Annotated in this window: 20 protein-coding genes; 11 read left to right on the forward strand and 9 right to left on the reverse strand. The window is 72.4% G+C overall.

From position 1 onward, the window contains the following. Positions 1 to 114 precede the first annotated feature (114 nt). Together KBX00_RS28360 and KBX00_RS28365 are read left to right on the forward strand one after the other, a co-directional pair. Positions 115 to 717 carry an RNA polymerase sigma factor gene (locus tag KBX00_RS28360; RefSeq protein WP_210831120.1) on the forward strand — a complete coding sequence of 201 codons (603 nt, stop codon included), beginning with the start codon at positions 115 to 117 and terminating at the stop codon, positions 715 to 717. Further along, positions 671 to 1,426, forward strand: coding sequence for an anti-sigma factor domain-containing protein (locus KBX00_RS28365; RefSeq protein WP_210831121.1), 756 nt, complete (start codon positions 671 to 673; stop codon positions 1,424 to 1,426). The genes KBX00_RS28360 and KBX00_RS28365 overlap by 47 nt, the downstream gene beginning before the upstream one ends. Positions 1,427 to 1,529: 103 nt before the next feature. On the opposite strand, the gene KBX00_RS28370 is transcribed toward KBX00_RS28365, so the two are convergent. The 4 genes from KBX00_RS28370 to KBX00_RS28385 all read right to left on the reverse strand — a co-directional run bounded on the left by KBX00_RS28370 (position 1,530) and on the right by KBX00_RS28385 (position 4,622). After that, the gene (locus KBX00_RS28370; RefSeq protein ID WP_210831122.1) at positions 1,530 to 2,489 is read right to left on the reverse strand and encodes an electron transfer flavoprotein subunit alpha/FixB family protein; all 960 of its coding nucleotides are present in this window, start codon (positions 2,487 to 2,489) and stop codon (positions 1,530 to 1,532) included. A gap of 12 nt (positions 2,490 to 2,501) precedes the next feature. Further along, positions 2,502 to 3,281 carry an electron transfer flavoprotein subunit beta/FixA family protein gene (locus KBX00_RS28375; protein WP_210831123.1) on the reverse strand — a complete coding sequence of 260 codons (780 nt, stop codon included), beginning with the start codon at positions 3,279 to 3,281 and terminating at the stop codon, positions 2,502 to 2,504. 124 nt (positions 3,282 to 3,405) lie between these two features. Further along, entirely contained in the window at positions 3,406 to 3,828 is a 423-nt protein-coding gene (locus KBX00_RS28380; RefSeq protein ID WP_374225385.1) for a hypothetical protein, read from the reverse strand. Continuing rightward, entirely contained in the window at positions 3,825 to 4,622 is a 798-nt protein-coding gene (locus tag KBX00_RS28385) for a GNAT family N-acetyltransferase (RefSeq protein ID WP_210831125.1), read from the reverse strand. The genes KBX00_RS28380 and KBX00_RS28385 overlap by 4 nt, the downstream gene beginning before the upstream one ends. A gap of 41 nt (positions 4,623 to 4,663) precedes the next feature. Here KBX00_RS28385 and KBX00_RS28390 point away from each other — a divergent pair, with 41 nt between their 5' ends. From KBX00_RS28390 to KBX00_RS28400, 3 genes are read left to right on the forward strand one after another with little or no spacing between them, the layout of a single operon-like run. Then, entirely contained in the window at positions 4,664 to 5,053 is a 390-nt protein-coding gene (locus tag KBX00_RS28390) for a DUF202 domain-containing protein (protein WP_210831126.1), read from the forward strand. Then, on the forward strand, positions 5,050 to 5,352 hold the full coding sequence (locus KBX00_RS28395; RefSeq protein ID WP_210831127.1) for a DUF202 domain-containing protein: 303 nt from the start codon (positions 5,050 to 5,052) through the stop codon (positions 5,350 to 5,352). Before KBX00_RS28390 ends, KBX00_RS28395 begins: the two co-directional genes overlap by 4 nt. A gap of 30 nt (positions 5,353 to 5,382) precedes the next feature. Next, the gene (locus KBX00_RS28400) at positions 5,383 to 5,796 is read left to right on the forward strand and encodes a PLD nuclease N-terminal domain-containing protein (RefSeq protein WP_210831128.1); all 414 of its coding nucleotides are present in this window, start codon (positions 5,383 to 5,385) and stop codon (positions 5,794 to 5,796) included. A 24-nt stretch (positions 5,797 to 5,820) separates the two neighbouring features. Here the strand turns inward: KBX00_RS28400 and KBX00_RS28405 are convergent, their stop codons facing one another. Both KBX00_RS28405 and KBX00_RS28410 read right to left on the reverse strand, forming a co-directional pair. Then, positions 5,821 to 7,443 carry an acetolactate synthase gene (locus tag KBX00_RS28405; RefSeq protein ID WP_210831129.1) on the reverse strand — a complete coding sequence of 541 codons (1,623 nt, stop codon included), beginning with the start codon at positions 7,441 to 7,443 and terminating at the stop codon, positions 5,821 to 5,823. A gap of 77 nt (positions 7,444 to 7,520) precedes the next feature. After that, on the reverse strand, positions 7,521 to 8,294 hold the full coding sequence (locus tag KBX00_RS28410) for an enoyl-CoA hydratase-related protein (RefSeq protein WP_210831130.1): 774 nt from the start codon (positions 8,292 to 8,294) through the stop codon (positions 7,521 to 7,523). Positions 8,295 to 8,394: 100 nt separating this feature from the next. On the opposite strand from KBX00_RS28410, the gene KBX00_RS28415 reads away from it, so the two are divergent. From KBX00_RS28415 to KBX00_RS28425, 3 genes are read left to right on the forward strand one after another with little or no spacing between them, the layout of a single operon-like run. Beyond that, a complete protein-coding gene (locus KBX00_RS28415) occupies positions 8,395 to 8,964 on the forward strand; it encodes a DUF6232 family protein (RefSeq protein WP_301548780.1) in 570 nt (189 codons plus the stop codon). 48 nt (positions 8,965 to 9,012) lie between these two features. Continuing rightward, entirely contained in the window at positions 9,013 to 9,492 is a 480-nt protein-coding gene (locus tag KBX00_RS28420) for a DUF6232 family protein (RefSeq protein WP_210831139.1), read from the forward strand. 46 nt (positions 9,493 to 9,538) lie between these two features. Continuing rightward, complete coding sequence (locus KBX00_RS28425; RefSeq protein WP_210831131.1) at positions 9,539 to 10,210, forward strand: hypothetical protein; 672 nt, start codon at positions 9,539 to 9,541, stop codon at positions 10,208 to 10,210. A gap of 24 nt (positions 10,211 to 10,234) precedes the next feature. On the opposite strand, the gene KBX00_RS28430 is transcribed toward KBX00_RS28425, so the two are convergent. Further along, positions 10,235 to 10,693: a rhodanese-like domain-containing protein gene (locus KBX00_RS28430; protein WP_210831132.1), complete on the reverse strand. Its 459-nt coding sequence runs from the start codon at positions 10,691 to 10,693 to the stop codon at positions 10,235 to 10,237. Positions 10,694 to 10,764: 71 nt separating this feature from the next. Between KBX00_RS28430 and KBX00_RS28435 the strand changes: the two genes are divergently transcribed. Continuing rightward, positions 10,765 to 11,799 (forward strand): helix-turn-helix domain-containing protein, encoded by a 1,035-nt coding sequence (locus KBX00_RS28435; RefSeq protein ID WP_210831133.1) that lies wholly within the window; start codon positions 10,765 to 10,767, stop codon positions 11,797 to 11,799. Here the strand turns inward: KBX00_RS28435 and KBX00_RS28440 are convergent. Together KBX00_RS28440 and KBX00_RS28445 are read right to left on the reverse strand one after the other, a co-directional pair. Then, complete coding sequence (locus KBX00_RS28440; protein ID WP_210831134.1) at positions 11,781 to 12,680, reverse strand: ribokinase; 900 nt, start codon at positions 12,678 to 12,680, stop codon at positions 11,781 to 11,783. The genes KBX00_RS28435 and KBX00_RS28440 overlap by 19 nt on opposite strands. A gap of 31 nt (positions 12,681 to 12,711) precedes the next feature. After that, positions 12,712 to 13,554 (reverse strand): ABC transporter ATP-binding protein, encoded by an 843-nt coding sequence (locus KBX00_RS28445; protein ID WP_210831135.1) that lies wholly within the window; start codon positions 13,552 to 13,554, stop codon positions 12,712 to 12,714. A 102-nt stretch (positions 13,555 to 13,656) separates the two neighbouring features. Between KBX00_RS28445 and KBX00_RS28450 the strand changes: the two genes are divergently transcribed. Together KBX00_RS28450 and KBX00_RS28455 are read left to right on the forward strand one after the other, a co-directional pair. Next, entirely contained in the window at positions 13,657 to 14,670 is a 1,014-nt protein-coding gene (locus KBX00_RS28450) for an ABC transporter ATP-binding protein (protein WP_210831136.1), read from the forward strand. Continuing rightward, on the forward strand, positions 14,667 to 15,680 hold the full coding sequence (locus KBX00_RS28455; protein ID WP_210831137.1) for an ABC transporter permease subunit: 1,014 nt from the start codon (positions 14,667 to 14,669) through the stop codon (positions 15,678 to 15,680). Before KBX00_RS28450 ends, KBX00_RS28455 begins: the two co-directional genes overlap by 4 nt. Positions 15,681 to 15,711: the final 31 nt, after the last annotated feature.

Raw genomic sequence — 15,711 nt, forward strand, 5'->3', positions numbered from 1 at the left:
CATCCGCCGGGCACCACGCGGACGAAGAGAGGCCGAGGAGACGCTGGGCTGACAGAGGGGACGGCGCCGGTGCGAGCTACAGTCGGGCATGCCCCCAACCAGGCGAACCGCCCCGTGACCGGGGTACCGCAGCAACCGGGCACACCCGAGGACGAGCTGGCCCACCGCTTCCGGACCGGCGACGAGCTGGCGCTGCGTGAGGCGTACGACCGTTACGGTCGGGCCGTTCTCCACCTGGCCACCAGCACGCTCGTGAACCGCAGCGACGCGGAGGACGCGACCCAGGCCACGTTCGTCGCCGCCTGGCTCGGCCGGGAGACCTTCGATCCGGCGAAGGGCTCGCTTGTCGGCTGGTTGCTGGGCATCGGCCGGCGCAAGGTGATCGACCGACTCCGGTCCGCCGCCCGAGAGAACCGGGTGGTCGAGACGGTGCGCCAACTGCCCGAGCCGGCACCGGCCGGCAGTGACCCGGACACCGTGGTCGACCGGCTGGTGGTGGCCGACGAACTGGCGCGGCTGCCGGACGAACAGCGACGCATGCTGGAATTGGCCTTCTTCGACGACCTGACCCACCAGCAGATCGCGACGATCACCGGGGTGCCGCTCGGCACGGTCAAGAGTCACATCCGGCGGGGCATGGCGAGTCTGAAGCGCAGATGGGAGGTGGACGGTGCAGCATCTGGAGCACGACCGGCTGGTATTTCTGGCGCTCGGTGAGAGTGAGGTGGGCAGCTCCGACCGCACCCATCTCGACGCCTGCCCGCACTGCCGGGCCGAGTTGGAGAGCCTGCGCCACGTCGCCGGCCTCGGTGCCGCCGGTCAGGAGCTGCGCGAGCTACCCGACCCGCCGGAGCACGTCTGGCAGGGCATCATGGCCGAGATCACGGCGGCGGAGGAACTGCCCCGGCTCGCCGCCGACCGGCAGCGGCCGGACCCGAGCGAGCCGGTCCGCACCGGCCCGGCACCGGTGTCCCGCCGGTCGCGGCGCGGACGCTTGTCGCGCCTGGCGACGATCGCGGTCACGGCGGTCGCCGCCGCCACCGTCGGGGTGATCGGCACCGCCGCCGTGCTGCGCGACGGTACGCCCGCCGAGCCGACGGTGCTGGCCAGCGCGCCACTGGCGGCGTACGGCTCGACTCCGCCGGCGGCCCGGGGCGACGCCCGCGTGCTGGGCAGCGGCGAGTTGCACCTGCACGTGGCGAATCTCCCGGCCGTACCGGGGTATTACGAGGTCTGGCTCATCAACCCGCGGAACATGGAGATGTTCTCGGTCGGTGTGCTCGGCGACGGCTCCGACGTGTTGCTGCCGCTACCGCCGAACGTGGACCTGGGGCGGTACTCGGTCGTCGACGTCTCGGCCGAGGCGTTCGACAACGACACCGCCCACTCCGGCGACAGCCTCCTGCGGGGCTCCCTGACGGGCTGATCGGCGGGCCGGTTCAGCTCCCCGGCCCGCCGATCAGCTCCCTCGTGTCACCGACGACACAGCCGCCGCCCGGAACTCCGGGCGGCGGCTGTGTGGGTACGACTCACTTGCGCTTGCGGATCTCCTCGGCGGCCTGCGGGACGATCTTGAACAGATCGCCGACCACCCCGAAGTCGGCCAGTTCGAAGATCGGCGCCTCGCCGTCCTTGTTGACCGCGACGATCGTCTTCGAGGTCTGCATGCCGGCCCGGTGCTGAATCGCGCCGGAGATGCCCAGCGCCACGTAGAGCTGCGGAGAGACCGTCTTGCCGGTCTGACCCACCTGGAACTGGTGCGGGTAGAAGCCGGAGTCGACCGCGGCCCGGGAGGCACCGACGGCGCCGCCGAGCAGGTCGGCCAGCTCCTCGACCAGCTTGAAGTTGTCCGCGTTGCCGACGCCGCGACCACCGGAGACGACCACGCCGGCCTCGGTCAGCTCGGGGCGCGAACCCTTCTGCTCGGCCACCCGGTCGACGACCTTGGCCAGCTTGTCGCTGTCGGTGACGGCAACGGTGAGCTGCTCGACCGTGGCGGTGGCCGCGGCCGGCGTCGGGTTCACCGAGTTCGGCCGGACGGTGACCAGCGGCAGGCCCCGGGTGATCTTGGACTTCACGATCGTCGACCCGGCGAAGGCCACCTGGGTGGCGGTGCCGTCGGCGGCCAGACCCACCACGTCGGTCAGGATGCCGTTGTCCAGTTTGACCGCCAGCCGGGCGGCGATCTCCTTGCCCTCCTGCGAGGAGGCGAGCAGCACGGCGGCCGGCTGCACCCGCTTGACCAGGTCGGCGACCACGGTGGCCTTCGGCGCCACCAGGTAGCCGTCGATCTCGTCACCCTCGGCCGCGTAGATCTTCTCCGCGCCGTACTCGCCGAGCTTGCCGGCGAGCGCCTCGGCGGCACCGGTGCCGCCGAGCACCACCGCCGACGGGGTGCCCAGCTCCCGGGCGAGGGTGAGCATCTCCAGGGTGACCTTCTTGACGCCGAACTCCGCGGTGGCTTCGACGACGACGAGAACCTCAGACATGTCCCACACCCCTCACACGAACTTCTCGGTGGCGAGGAACTCGACGAGCTGCGTGCCGCCGGAGCCCTCATCGGTGACCTTGACGCCACCCGAACGCGGCGGACGCTTGCTGTGCTCGACCACGGCGCTCGTCGCCCCGTCGAAGCCGACCTCGTTCGCGGCCACCCCCAGGTCGGCCAGGGCGAGCGTCTGCACCGGCTTCTTCTTCGCGGCCATGATGCCCTTGAACGACGGGTACCGGGGCTCGTTGATGGTGTCCCAGACGGAGACGATGGCCGGGGTCGAGGCGGTGACCACCTCGTAGCCCTCCTCGGTCTGCCGCTCCACGGTCAGGGTGGCCCCGTCGACGGTGAGCTTGCGGGCACCGGTCAGCGCCGCGATGCCCAGCCGCTCGGCGAGCATGTGCGGCATCACCTGCACCCGCCCGTCGGTCGACTCCGAGCCGCAGAGCACCAGGTCGGCGTTGAGCTGCCCCAGCGCGGCGGCGAGCACCTTCGAGGTGGCGACGGCGCAGGAGCCGTGCAGGGCGTCGTCCACCACGTGCACCGCCTTGTCCGGGCCCATCGACAGCGCCTTGCGGATCGACTCGGTCGCCCGGTCCGGACCCATGGTCAGGATGGTCACCTCGCCGCCGTGCGCCTCCTTGATCTTCAACGCCTCCTCGATGGCGTACTCGTCCATCTCGTTTATGACGTTGTTCGCCGAACCGCGGTCGACAGTGTTGTCGTCAGTACGCAGGTTGCGGTCCGCGCCCGAATCGGGCACCTGCTTGACGAGTACGACGATGTTCATCGCGCTTCGACGACCCTCCTGCTGTGGTTATGTGATCTTTTCGCCCCAGATCTGGGCGCAGCCTCGCGCGTGCGGTGCCGTCCGGTCAACCATGGGCTGTTGTGCGGTTGCCCACGGCGCCATGTTACCTGTCAGTAGCATCGCCGCCCAGCACGCCCCTGATCCGCTCGATGACCTCGGCCTCGGCCGGGCTGACCCCATCATGGGCGCGGGCCGTACGATCGGCCGCCGCCAGCACCACCGCGCGGTAGACCGGCACGTCCTGCGGCACCTTCTCGGTCAGGATCTCGACCCCCCGGCGCAGCGCCGGCAGCACCACCGACTCCACCTCAAGCGCCGAGTCACGCGGCAGCTTCGGCAGCGGCCCGCTGGTCAACGCCTCCTTCACCACCCCGCTGGCGCCGGCCATCGCCCCGGAGGCGGCGAAGCTCTCCCGGAACAGCGCGAGCACCCCCGGGTCGGCGTTCGAGACCATGAGCACCGCACCGAAGGCACCCGTCTTCAGCGTCATCATCTCGTCGTCCGTCAGCCGCTGGCTCATGATCACGGAGTGTAGACGTAGGGCGTGGTGGTGGTGACCGCGACGAGCCCGAGCCGCTCCAGCACCGGACGACTCTCGTCCGACGCGTCGACCTGCACCAACGTCCGGCCACGCGCCGCGGCCAGTCGGACCCGGTAGGTGACAAGCGCGCGGTAGATGCCCCGACGCCGCCACTGCGGCAGCGTCGAGCCGCCCCAGAGCGTGGCGAACGTGCTGTCGACCGGGTACCGCACCCAGCCGGCGCTCACCATCGTCTCGCCCGCCTCGGCCACCACGACCGCGACCGCCTGCGGATCGGCGGCGATCTCCCGTTCCAGCCCGTCGGCCAGGCCGGACAGGTCCCGCCCCCACACCTGGGTCTTCAGCTCCGCGATCCGGTCCAGCTCCGCGCGCCCGGTCACCTCCCGCAGGCGTACGCCCTCGGGCACCACCGGCAGTGCGGAGGCCAGCGGGGCGACCGGGCCGACCACGACGGTCTCCTGATCTTCCGGCACGAACCCGGCGGCGCGCAGCCGCTGTGGCAGGTCGGCCGGCTCGTCGTGGCCGTGCAGCTTCCACTCGACCGGCTCGCCCCGCTCGCGGGACACCGCCACCTGCCGGGCGATCAGCTCGTCCAGCTCCGTACCGGCAAACCCACCGAGGTCGCGGTAGGTCACCAGGCCCCGCTGGTCCAGGCCGCGCACCCGGAACACCGGACCGTCCGACTCCACCACCACGCCGTCGGGCACCGGGTCGGGCAGGCCCGGCCGCAACTGCGTGTCGTACGCCGCCCGCAGGGTGCTCGCGTCAAGATCCGTCATGCTGCCAACCTATTCCCGCCGGGAAACGGATAATCACTCTCGTGTGGCAGATGATCAGGAACTGGTTCGACCCACGGGAGTTGCGGTCGGTGGGCACCACCCCCGACTACCGCTTCTCGCTGGCCAACGAGCGCACCTTCCTGGCCTGGCTGCGTACCGGGCTGGCGCTGATCGCCGGGGGACTCGCCGCCGCGCAGTTCCTGCCGACCCTGTCCCTGATTCACCTGCGCGAGGCGATCGCGGTGGCGCTGCTGCTGCTCGGTGGCGTGGTCGCGATCCGGGCAGTCGACCACTGGGCCCGCACCGAACGGGCCATCCGGCTCGGCGAGGAACTCCCCGCGTCCCGCTTCCCGGCCGTCCTCGCGCTGACCGTCGGCCTCGGCGCGCTGTCGCTGGTGGTGGCGGTGCTGGCCGGCGCGATGCGCGGATGAGCACCGTCCGTGACCCGGGGCTGCAACCCGAGCGCACCCGGCTTGCCTGGCGGCGCACCCTGCTGGCGCTGACCGTGGTGACACTGCTGACCGTCCGGCTCGCGCTCGACGGGGGACCGGCCGGGGCGGCAACGGCGGGGCTGGCGATTCTCGGCTGGGGTGCGACCGTCACGCTCTGTCGGCGACGAGCCACCGGCAGCGGCGTGCCCCGCACCGGCGGTCCGCTGCTTGCCCTGGTAGGGCTGGTCGCCGCCGGATTCGCACTCCTCGGAGCACTACTGGTGCTGCGCGGGCTGTGACCGCTGTGCGCGGTAGGTAATGATGGTTACATGGCCCGGCTGTACATCCTCCTCTTCCTGGTGCAGGTCGTCCTCGCCGTCTGCGCCCTGATCAGCTGCCTCTCCGCCGAGGAGGACGGCATCCGCCACCTTCCCCGGATCGCCTGGCTGCTGATCATCCTCTTCTTCCCGCTTGTCGGCTCGATCGCGTGGTTCGTCGCCGGGCGGGAGCGCAAACCTGCCGGCGGGTCGACGTCCTGGGCTCCGGGGGCGCGCCCGGCCGAACGTCACCGACCCGCCGCGCCGGATGACGACCCGGAGTTCCTGCGCTCGATCGAGGAGCGCTCCCGCCGGGAGGATCAGGAACTCTTCCGCCGTTGGGAGGAGGACCTCCGCAAACGCGAGGACGACCTGCGCAAACGCGAGGGCGAGCCGCCGCGCGAGGAACCCCGCCCCGAGGTGTGACGGTCGGGGCGGGATCCTGCGGATTCAGGCCAGGTTGGAGGAGCGGGGGTACGCGTCGGCCGGATCGGTGAGCACGTTGACCAGGTACGGCACCCCGGCGTCGAAGGCCCGTTGCAGGGCCGGGCCCAGCTCGGCGGCCTTGGCGACCGTCTCGCCCGCCCCGCCGAGCGCGCCGACCACCTGGTCGTAGCGCAGCTCGGGTTGGAGGTCGGCGGCCACGTCGTAGCCGTACATGGCCCGCATCGGGTGCTTCTCCAGGCCCCAGATGCCGTTGTTGCCGACCACGATGACCACCGGCAGTTTCTGCCGGGCCAAAGACTCCACGTCCATCAGCGAGAAGCCGGCGGCGCCGTCACCCATCAGCACGCAGACCTGCCGGTTCGGGTGGGTGACCCGGGCACCCATCGCGTAGCCCATGCCGGTGCCGAGGCAGCCGTACGGGCCGGGATCGAGCCAGGTGCCCGGCTGCGCCGGCTCCAGGTACCGCCCGGCGTACGAGACGAAGTCACCGCCGTCGCCGATGGTGACCGCGTCGCGGGCGAGCACCTTGCGCAGCTCACCGTAGATCCGGGCCGGGCGGATCGGGTCGGTCTCGGCCGCCATCTCCTCGGTGTCGCGGGCCTTCGCCGCGTCCTCGGCGGTCCGCAGCTGGGCGACCCAGTCGTCGTGGTCGACCCGGTCGCCGGGGTGTTCGGCCAGGGCGGTGAGGATGCCGCGCAGGTCACCGGCGGGGGCGGCGGCGGGCTGTACGTGACCGGCGCGCTGGCTGGGCGCGTCGACGATGTGCACCACCTGGGCCTCGCCGAAGTCGCCGAAGGAGAGCCGGAAGTCCAGCGGGGTGCCGATCACCACGACCACGTCGGCGTCGGACAGGGCCACCCGACGGGCCTTGGCGAAGGCCAGCGGGTGCTCCGGTGACAGGGCGCCGCGGCCCATGCCGTTGGTGAACACCGGCACGGTGAGCGCCTCGGCCGCCGCCCGCAACTCGTCGACGGCGTCGCCGGTCCAGACGTCCGAGCCGGCGATGATCACTGGACGGGCCGCGCCCGCGATCAGCGCGGCGGCGCGGGCCACCTCGTCGGGGTCGGCTTCGAGCGGACTGAGCTGTGGCCCGGCCGGCAGCTCCGCGTCACCGACCGAGAAGATCGCCTCCAGCGGGAAGTCGAGGAACACCGGTCCCCGGTGCGGGGTGAGGGCGGCGGTCAGCGCGGCGGCCACCGCCCGGGGGATGTCGTCGGCGCTGAACACCGTCTCGGCGTGCTTGGTGACCGGGGCGACAAGCGGGAGGTGGTCCATCTCCTGGAGGCTGCCGGAGCCCCAGCGGAACTGCGGTGCCCGGCCGCCCAGCACGAGCACCGGCGAGGCGTTGAAGAAGGCGCTGGTCAGACCGGAGATGCCGTTGGTCACGCCGGGGCCGGCGGTGAGCACGGCCAGCCCGGGGCGGCGCTGGAGCTTCGCCACCGCCTCGGCGGCGAAGACGGCGGACTGCTCGTGGCGCACGTCGTAGATCGGGAAGTCGGTCTTGTGCGCGGCATCGTAGAGCGGGAACACGTGCCCGCCGGAGAGGGTGAACATCTCCCGCACCCCGTACGCGCGCAGCGCCGCGAGGGCGAGTTCCCCGCCGTGGCCTTCGATCCGCTCCGTCATTCCCGCTCCTTCTCGTCGCCTGACCGGAGTCACACGCTACTGGCCGGTAGAAGGAATGTGAACCATTCTCGGTGCGCTCAGCGTCCGGTGAAGTCCGGCTTCCGCTTCGCCACGAAGGCCGCCATCCCCTCGCGCCGGTCGTCGGTGGCGAACAGCGCCGCGAAGAGCTGGCTCTCCCAGGCCAGACCCGAGTTCAGGTCCATGTCCAGGCCACCGTCGACGGCCAGCTTCGCCGCCCGCAGCGCCTGCACCGGACCGGTGAGGTACGGCCGCACCATGGCCGCCGCGGTGTCGTACACCTCGGCCGCCGGGGCGATCCGGTCGGCCAGGCCGATCCGCAGCGCCTCCGCCGCGTCCACCATCCGCCCCGACATGATCAGATCCTTGGCGCGAGCCGGCCCGACCAGCCGGGCCAGCCGCTGGGTACCCCCCGCGCCGGGGATGATGCCCAGCTTGATCTCGGGCTGGCCGAGCTTGGCGTCCTCGGCCACCACCCGCCAGTCACAGGCCAGCGCCAGTTCGCAACCGCCGCCCAGCGCGTAACCGGTGATCGCGGCGACCACGGGCTTGGGGATCCGGGCGATCGCGCCGAGCGCGCTCGACAGGTCGGCGGCCCGCCCGGCCATGTCCACGTAGGACATGTCCGCCATCTCCTTGATGTCCGCACCGGCGGCGAAGACCTTCTCGCCGCCGTACACGATGACCGCGCGGACGTCGTCGTCGGCGGTCGCGGCGGTCGCGGCGGCGCGCAACTCCTCCTGCACCTGGGTGTTGAGGGCGTTCATCGGCGGCCGCTCCAGCCGGATGGTGCCGATGCCGTCCCGGGTCTCCAGCCGCACGAACTCGCCCACGCTGAGCCTCACTTCCTCGTCGAAGTCGCGTGCCAACCTTACGGCCCGGCTCGTTGGGGTAAGTAGTCTGGTGCCAGCCCCGTCGGTCGGGAGTCGCACGATGAACCCTCGTCACCCGGAACCCCGCGTCGGCCGTGCCGCGACGCCGTCGCCACACCCCGGCCGGGCGCACGGGCGGGGTGAGCGTCGTTCCGCGGTCACCTACTACGACGACCGGTCGGTGCGGGTCACCTCGGCCGCCGTCACCGTCGAAGGCCGGGTCTATCCGCTGGCCGAGATCAGCGAACTCTGGCACCAGCACGGCACCCGCTCCTGGCGGGTGCTGGCCGGGCGGGGCGCCATCGGCGCCGCGCTCGTCGCCCCGCTGGTGGCCGCCGCCGCCGGAGTCGCACTGGCCATCTGGCTGGACCGGTCGGCAACCGTCACGATCGCCATCGTCGGGGCGTCCGTGCTGGTCGGGCTGGCCATCGGGCCGGTCGCCGACTTCCTCTTCGAGCACCTCGACCGCTCCTACGCCCGGGGCAGCCGGCAGCGGGAGGTCTGGATCCGCTGGCAGGGCCGCCCGGTGCAGTTGCTGCGCACCCCGGACGCGCTGCGCTTCGGGCAGATCTACCGGGCCGTACAACGGGCCATGGAGGTCGGCCGACCCATACCACCCCGCCGACGCTGAGCGCCCGCCCGACTACTAAAGGTTGCCCGGTGGTGCTTAGGCTTAATGATGGCCCTCTATTACCGGGACGACGCGGTGCAGGTGACTTCCGAGGCGATCCGGGCCGGTGGACGTGTCATCCCGATCGCCGAGGTCACCTACGTCTGGCACGCGAAAGGACGCACCACCCTCGCCGTACGCGGCCGCGTGTTCGGTCGGGGCGTGCTGATCCTGCTGCTGTCCCTGCCTCCGCTGGTGGGCCTGATCTGCGTGCTGTCACTGGCCTGGTCCGCCCAGGACCGGGGCGAGTGGCTGCCGGCGCTGATCGTGCTCGCCGCGTGCGTGATCGTCCCGCTCGCCCTGGTCCCGTTCCTGGAGATACCGCTCGGTTGGCTGGACCGCTCCTACGAGCGCGGCAACCGGGTGCTGGAGCTGTGGGTGCAGTACCGGCGGCAGGAGATCATGGTGCTGCGCACGCCGGACGCGCTGCGGTTCGGCCAGATCTACCGGGCGGTGCAGCGCGCCGTCGAGCAGCAGAGCGACGGTTGAACCCGTCGTCGGGCGGTGCTGGCCCGCCCGACGCACACTTGTTCCCATGGCACTCCCCCTTCCCCGGCCGGCCGCGGTTCTCGGTCTCACCCGTTCCGCCCTCGACCAGGCCGCCTCCTTCGCCGCCATCCCGGCCCGCGCGTTCGCGGTACTCGACGAGGTGGAGACGCTGCTGGCCCGGATCAACGGCGTGGTGGACCGGGTCGAGCAGACCCTGGACCGGACCGACCAGATGGTCACCGACGCCGAGGTGGCAGTCCGCGAGGTCGCGGTGATCAGCGCCGCCGCCACCGCCGCCGTGGACAACGCCACCGAGGTGGCCGCGGCCGCGGCCGTGGTCGTGGAGTCGGCAGGTTCGGTGGCCGGGCGGGCCGCCGAGACCGTGGGCACGGCTGCGGAGGCCGCCGCCACCGCGGCCGAACTGCTGAAGGCGTACGAGCCGGCGCTGCGACGGGCCGCCCCGATGGCCAACCACTTCGTCGAGCAGCTCAGCCACGAGGAGGTGACCGCGGCGGTCCGGCTGGTCGACGAGTTGCCGAAGCTGCGGCAGCACCTGACCGCCGACGTCCTGCCGATCCTGGCCACCCTGGACCGGGTCGGCCCGGATCTACACGACCTGCTCGACGTCACCCGGGATCTCAAGCTCGCGGTGGCGGGCATCCCCGGTCTGTCGATGCTGCGCAGGCGGGGCGAGAGGCTCAACGACGACGCCGGCTGACCAGGCCGGTTCGTCGGTCGGTGGTCAGCAGTCGCAGGCGACGGCGGTTCGTGGGGCGGTCAGGTCGTCCACCGGCCGGCGGGTGACTCCGGTGGCGGTCACCACGGGCAGGCCCTCCCGGACCCAGTACTCGTAGCCGCCGCGCATCTCCTTGACCGGGTAGCCGAGCCGGGCGAACTCCAGCGCGGCCCGGGTGGCGCCGTCGCAGCCGGGGCCCCAGCAGTAGGTGACCACGCGCGCACCGGTGGGCACCGCCCCGGCGGCCCGCCCGGCGATCAGGTCGGTGGGCAGGTGTACGGCGCCGGGCAGGTGGCCCTGTGCCCAGGCCGCGTCGCCGCGCGAGTCGACCACGACCAGGTCGGGCACCGCCGCGGTCAGATCATGGTGTACGTCGGCCACGTCGGTCTCGAAGCGCAGCCGGGCGAGGAAGTGGGCGACGGCGGTGGACGGATCGGCGGCCGGTACGGCGAAGGTTCGAGTCATGTGGTCGATCGTCGGCCGATGCCGACCGCCGGTCCAGTGGCGGTCACGCCCTCCTCCGCTAACATCCGGCCATGGCTCCGGTCGACCGCAGTGTGGCCGTGCTCGCGTACCCCGGGATGTCGGGTTTCGAGACCGGGATCGTCACGGAGGTCTTCGGGCTGCCCCGGCCGGAGCTCGACGTGCCCTGGTACGACCTGCGGCTGTGCGCCGAGCGACCGGGCCCCGTGCCGCTGCTCGGCGGCGCCAGCCTGCACAGCCCGTACGGCCTCGACGTGCTGGCCGCCGCCGCGACCGTAATCGTTGCCGGGGTGCCCGACGTGCACGGGTCACCGTCGCCGGAACTCGTCGCGGCCCTGCGCCGGGCGCACCGGGCCGGCGCGCGATTGCTCTCCATCTGCTCGGGTGCCTTCGCGCTGGCCGGTGCCGGCCTGCTCGACGGTCGACGGGCCGCCACCCACTGGCGGTACGCGGACCTGCTGGCCCGCCGGTACCCACGGGTCACGGTCGACCCCGACGTGCTCTACCTCGACGACGGGGACATCCTCACCAGTGCCGGCAGCGCCGCCGGCCTCGACCTGTGCGTGCACGTGGTACGACGCGACCACGGCTCGGTCGTGGCCAACGCGGTGGCCCGACGACTGGTGATCCCGCCGCACCGCGACGGCGGACAGGCGCAGTTCGTCGAAGCACCGGTCGCGGTGGACCCGGACGACGACCGGATCGCCAACAGCATCGACTGGGCCCTGGCCCACCTGGCGGAACCGCTCACGGTGGCCCGGCTGGCCCGGCAGGCCCACATGTCGACCCGTACCTACCTACGGCACTTCGCGAGAGCCACCGGCACCAGCCCGATCCGGTGGCTGGTCGAGCAACGGGTGCGGGCCAGCCTGGCGCTGCTGGAAACCACCGACGCGCCGGTCGGGCAGATCGCCACGGCCGTCGGCTTCGACGCCCCGGTCACCTACCGTCACCACTTCACCCGGGCGATGCGGACGTCGCCGTCGGCGTACCGTCGCGCGTTCCGTACCGGCGTCGACACCGTTCCAGGCGCGCGGCGGGCGGGCCGGCACGACCCGGCCGAGCGAGGTCAGGGCGCCGGTACGTAGAGCTGGTCGATCTCGACCCGGTGCGGCAGTGAGACGCTGGCGCCGAGCCGTCGTACGCAGGCGGCACCGGCGGCCGAGGCCCAGCGCACCGCGTCCACCAGGTCGCGTCCCTCGCCCCAGGCCACGGCGAGCGCACCGGTGAAGGCGTCACCGGCAGCCGTCGAGTCGACCGTGTCCACGGTGACCGCCGGCACGTGCACCGCCGTGCCGTCCCGGTCGCCGTACCAGGCACCACCGGCGCCGAGCGTCAGCACCGCCCGGGGCACCAGGTCGAGCAGCGCCTGCGGTTCCTCCCGACCCCGTCCGGTGTACGCCTGCGCCTCGTTCTCGTTGACGACCAGCACGTCCACGGCGGCGAGCAGCTCCGGCGGCAGTGGCACGGCCGGTGCCGCGTTGAGCACCACCCGGGTCCCGGCGGCGCGGGCCGCCACCGCCGCCTCGGTCACCGTCTGCACCGGGATCTCCAACTGTGCGACCAGGACGTCGGCGTCGCGTACGGCGGCGAGTTCGGTCTCGGTCAGTTCGGTGAGCGACGTGTTGGCCCCCGGAGTCACCAGGATCGCGTTCTCACCCTGGGCGTTGACCATCACCAGGGCCACCCCGGACGCGCCGTAGGTGGTGCGCAGCTGGCTGGTGTCGACCCCGGCGGCGGTGATCCGGGCGCGCAGGGTCACCCCGAAGGCGTCCGAGCCGATCGCACCGAGAAAGACGCTCGCCGCACCCGCTCTCGCGGCGGCGATGGCCTGGTTGGCTCCCTTGCCACCGGGCACGGTGACGAAATCGGTGCCGAGCCTGGTCTCCCCCGGGCGGGGCAACGCCTCGGCGGTGGCGACCAGGTCCATGTTGGCGCTGCCGACCACCACGACACGGGTCTGTCGCACGGGCACCCTCCCGGGGGTGGCGGACGGCGGCTCAGGCGGCGCGGGCGGTGTAGCGGTCGCCGTGGCGCTCGACGAGCAGCGGCAGCCCGAAGGTCTTGGTGAGGTTGTCGGCGGTGAGGGTGTCGGGCAGCAGGCCCTGCGCCATCACGGCACCGTCGCGCAGCAGCAGCGCATGGGTGAACCCGGGAGGGATCTCCTCGACGTGGTGGGTGACCAGTACCAACGCCGGAGCGTCCGGATCCTGCGCCAGCTCGGCGAGGCGGGCGACCAGATCCTCCCGGCCGCCCAGGTCCAGCCCGGCCGCCGGTTCGTCGAGCAGCAGCAGCTCCGGGTCGGTCATCAGCGCCCGGGCGATCTGCGTCCGCTTGCGCTCCCCCTCCGACAGGGTGCCGTACGCCCGGTCGGCCAACGCGCTGACGCCCAGTTGGTCCAGCAACGCCCGGGCGCGGGCCTCGTCGGCCGGGTCGTAGTCCTCCCGCCACCGGCCGACCACCGACCAGGCGGCGGTCAGCACCACGTCGACGACCCGCTCCTCGGCGGGCACCCGCTCCGCCAGCGCGGCGGTGGACAGCCCGATCCGGGTACGCAGCTCCGTGACGTCGGTGCGGCCGATCCGCTCACCCAGCACGTGCGCGGTGCCGGTGGTCGGATGCAGTCGGCCGGCGGCGATGTTGAGCAGAGTGGTCTTGCCGGCACCGTTGGGCCCCAGCACCACCCAGCGTTCGTCCAGTTCCACCCGCCAGTCGACGTCGTGCAGCAGGGCGGTGCCGGACCGGCGTACGGCGACGCCGTCGAGGCTGACCACCAGATCCGCGTCCACGGGCGAGGGGGCGGGTGCGGCGCCGGCGGCGCCAGGGATCAGGTCACCAGTCACCAGCCCATCCAACCACGCACCGCCGAGGTGCCCCCACGGGCCGGCGTTGCCGCCGTAGGGTGAGGCGCCGTGTCGTTGCTCACCCCACCCGGAGGACCGCCCATGACCAGTGGGGTCATCGAGATCGAAGGTCTCCGCAAGACCTTCCACAGCCTGCGGCGCGGGCGACGGGTCGCGGTCGACGGCTTCGACCTGCTGGTCGAGGCCGGCCAGGTGCACGGCTTCCTCGGACCCAACGGCTCGGGAAAGACGACCACCCTGCGCGCGCTGCTCGGGCTGGTGCGCGCCGACGACGGGCGGATGCGGGTGCTCGGTGCCACCGCGCCGGAGCAGTTGCCCCAGGTCGCCGGCCGGGTCGGTGCGATCGTGGAGAGCCCGCAGTTCTACGGCAACTTCACCGGGTACCGGACGCTGCGGCTGCTCGCCCTCGCCGGCGGCGTACCGGTCGGCCGGGTCGACGAGGTGCTGGAGCAGGTCGGTCTGGCCGACCGGGGCGACGAGCGGGTCAAGGGCTACTCGCTGGGCATGAAGCAGCGGCTGGCGGTGGCCTCGGCGCTGCTCAAGCGACCCGAGCTGCTGATACTCGACGAGCCGGCGAACGGGCTCGACCCGGCGGGCATCCGGGAGATGCGGGACCTCGTGCGGGCGCTGGCGGCCAACGGCGTGACGGTGCTGGTGTCCAGCCACATCCTGGCCGAGATCCAGCTGATCTGCGACCACGTGACGATCATCTCGGGCGGCCGGCGGGTGACGGCCGGCCCGGTCACCGAGGTGCTCGCCGGTTTCGACCACAACGAGCACCTGGTCCGCGCCGACGACCTGGCCCGGGCCGAGGAGCTGCTGCTGGCCGCCGGGCTGACCGTCACCGGGCACGCCGACCACCTGGTGGTCAGCGGGGTGCCGGATCCGACCGAGGTGAGCCGCACGCTTGGCGAGCAGGGCGTCTGGGTACGCGAGCTGACCCCCCTGCGGCCGGATCTGGAGAGCGTCTTCCTGGAGCTGACCGGCGCCCCGGCGCATCCGGGTGTGCCGCGGCAGGTTGACGGTTCGGCACCGGCGGGCGGTCCGGCCGCCGACCAGGAGATCGACCTCGGGATGCGGGGAGTGGACGCGTGAACCTGATCCGTGCCGAGGTGGAGCGGCTCGGTGCCCGCCGCTTCGTACAGCTGATGATCGTGCTGCTGATGCTGGCGTTCGGGGTGACCGCGGCGACCACGCTGGCCGGGTCGCACCAGCCCACCGCCGTCGAGCTGGCCGAGGCGCAGCGGCAGGCCACCGCCAACCTGCGCGGCATGGAGTTGCAGCACGAGCGGTGTCTGGCCCGGGATCGGGGCGAGTCGTTCCCCGGCGACGAGGGTTTCTACCTGCCGCCGGACTGCTCCGAACTGGACCCGGCGCTGCGGGACCGGTTGCCGGTGGCGGCCGACTACCTGACCGGGGTGTTCACCTTCACCCGGCAGGCCGAGCCGCTGCTCTACTTCCTGGTGGCGTACCTGGTGCTCTTCGGGTTCCTGGTCGGTGCCTCGTACATCGGCGCCGACCTGAACTCCGGCGGAGTGGTCAACCTGCTGCTGTGGCGGCCACGCCGGCTGACCGTGCTCGGCGCCAAGCTCGGCACGCTGCTCGGGGCGGTGCTGACGGTGTCGGTGCTCGCCACCCTGGCCTATCTCGTCACCTTCTGGGTCATCGCGCAGGTAGCCGGCTATCCCGGGCCGACAAACGTGACCTTCTGGGCCGAGTTGGGCGCGATCTGGGGTCGAGGCTTGACGCTCGTGCTGCTCGCGGCGGCGACCGGCTTCGCCATCGCGACGATGGGCCGGCACACCGCGGCGGCGCTCGGCGCGGTGGCCGCGTACCTGGTGGTGTGGGAGCTGGGTGGGCGGATCGTGTTGCAGATTCTCGAGGTGGCCCGGCCCGACCAGCTCATGCTGGCCAGCTACGTCGGCGCGTGGCTGGCCGGCGAGGTCAGATTCTGGGACGGCACCGCCTGCCGGACCGTCACCGACGGCTACTGCGACGGCAGCTACACCCTGACCTGGCAGCCCGCGCTTGCGGTGCTCCTGCTGCTCACCGCCGGCCTCGCCACCGCCGCCTTCGCCCTCTTCCGCCGCCGCGACCTGATCTAACCACCCCACCCCACCCACCCACCCACCCACC

This window comes from Micromonospora sp. C95 (genome assembly GCF_018070465.1).
GTDB lineage: Bacteria > Actinomycetota > Actinomycetes > Mycobacteriales > Micromonosporaceae > Micromonospora.

Coding starts and splice junctions, on each gene's coding strand:
- KBX00_RS28370 (WP_210831122.1), bottom strand. CDS start 2,489: ATGTCTGAGGTTCTCGTCGTCGTCGAAGCCACCGCGGAGTTCGGCGTC.
- KBX00_RS28375 (WP_210831123.1), bottom strand. CDS start 3,281: ATGAACATCGTCGTACTCGTCAAGCAGGTGCCCGATTCGGGCGCGGAC.
- KBX00_RS28385 (WP_210831125.1), bottom strand. CDS start 4,622: ATGACGGATCTTGACGCGAGCACCCTGCGGGCGGCGTACGACACGCAG.
- KBX00_RS28395 (WP_210831127.1), top strand. CDS start 5,050: ATGAGCACCGTCCGTGACCCGGGGCTGCAACCCGAGCGCACCCGGCTT.
- KBX00_RS28400 (WP_210831128.1), top strand. CDS start 5,383: ATGGCCCGGCTGTACATCCTCCTCTTCCTGGTGCAGGTCGTCCTCGCC.
- KBX00_RS28405 (WP_210831129.1), bottom strand. CDS start 7,443: ATGACGGAGCGGATCGAAGGCCACGGCGGGGAACTCGCCCTCGCGGCG.
- KBX00_RS28415 (WP_301548780.1), top strand. CDS start 8,395: ATGAACCCTCGTCACCCGGAACCCCGCGTCGGCCGTGCCGCGACGCCG.
- KBX00_RS28420 (WP_210831139.1), top strand. CDS start 9,013: ATGGCCCTCTATTACCGGGACGACGCGGTGCAGGTGACTTCCGAGGCG.
- KBX00_RS28425 (WP_210831131.1), top strand. CDS start 9,539: ATGGCACTCCCCCTTCCCCGGCCGGCCGCGGTTCTCGGTCTCACCCGT.
- KBX00_RS28430 (WP_210831132.1), bottom strand. CDS start 10,693: ATGACTCGAACCTTCGCCGTACCGGCCGCCGATCCGTCCACCGCCGTC.
- KBX00_RS28435 (WP_210831133.1), top strand. CDS start 10,765: ATGGCTCCGGTCGACCGCAGTGTGGCCGTGCTCGCGTACCCCGGGATG.
- KBX00_RS28450 (WP_210831136.1), top strand. CDS start 13,657: ATGACCAGTGGGGTCATCGAGATCGAAGGTCTCCGCAAGACCTTCCAC.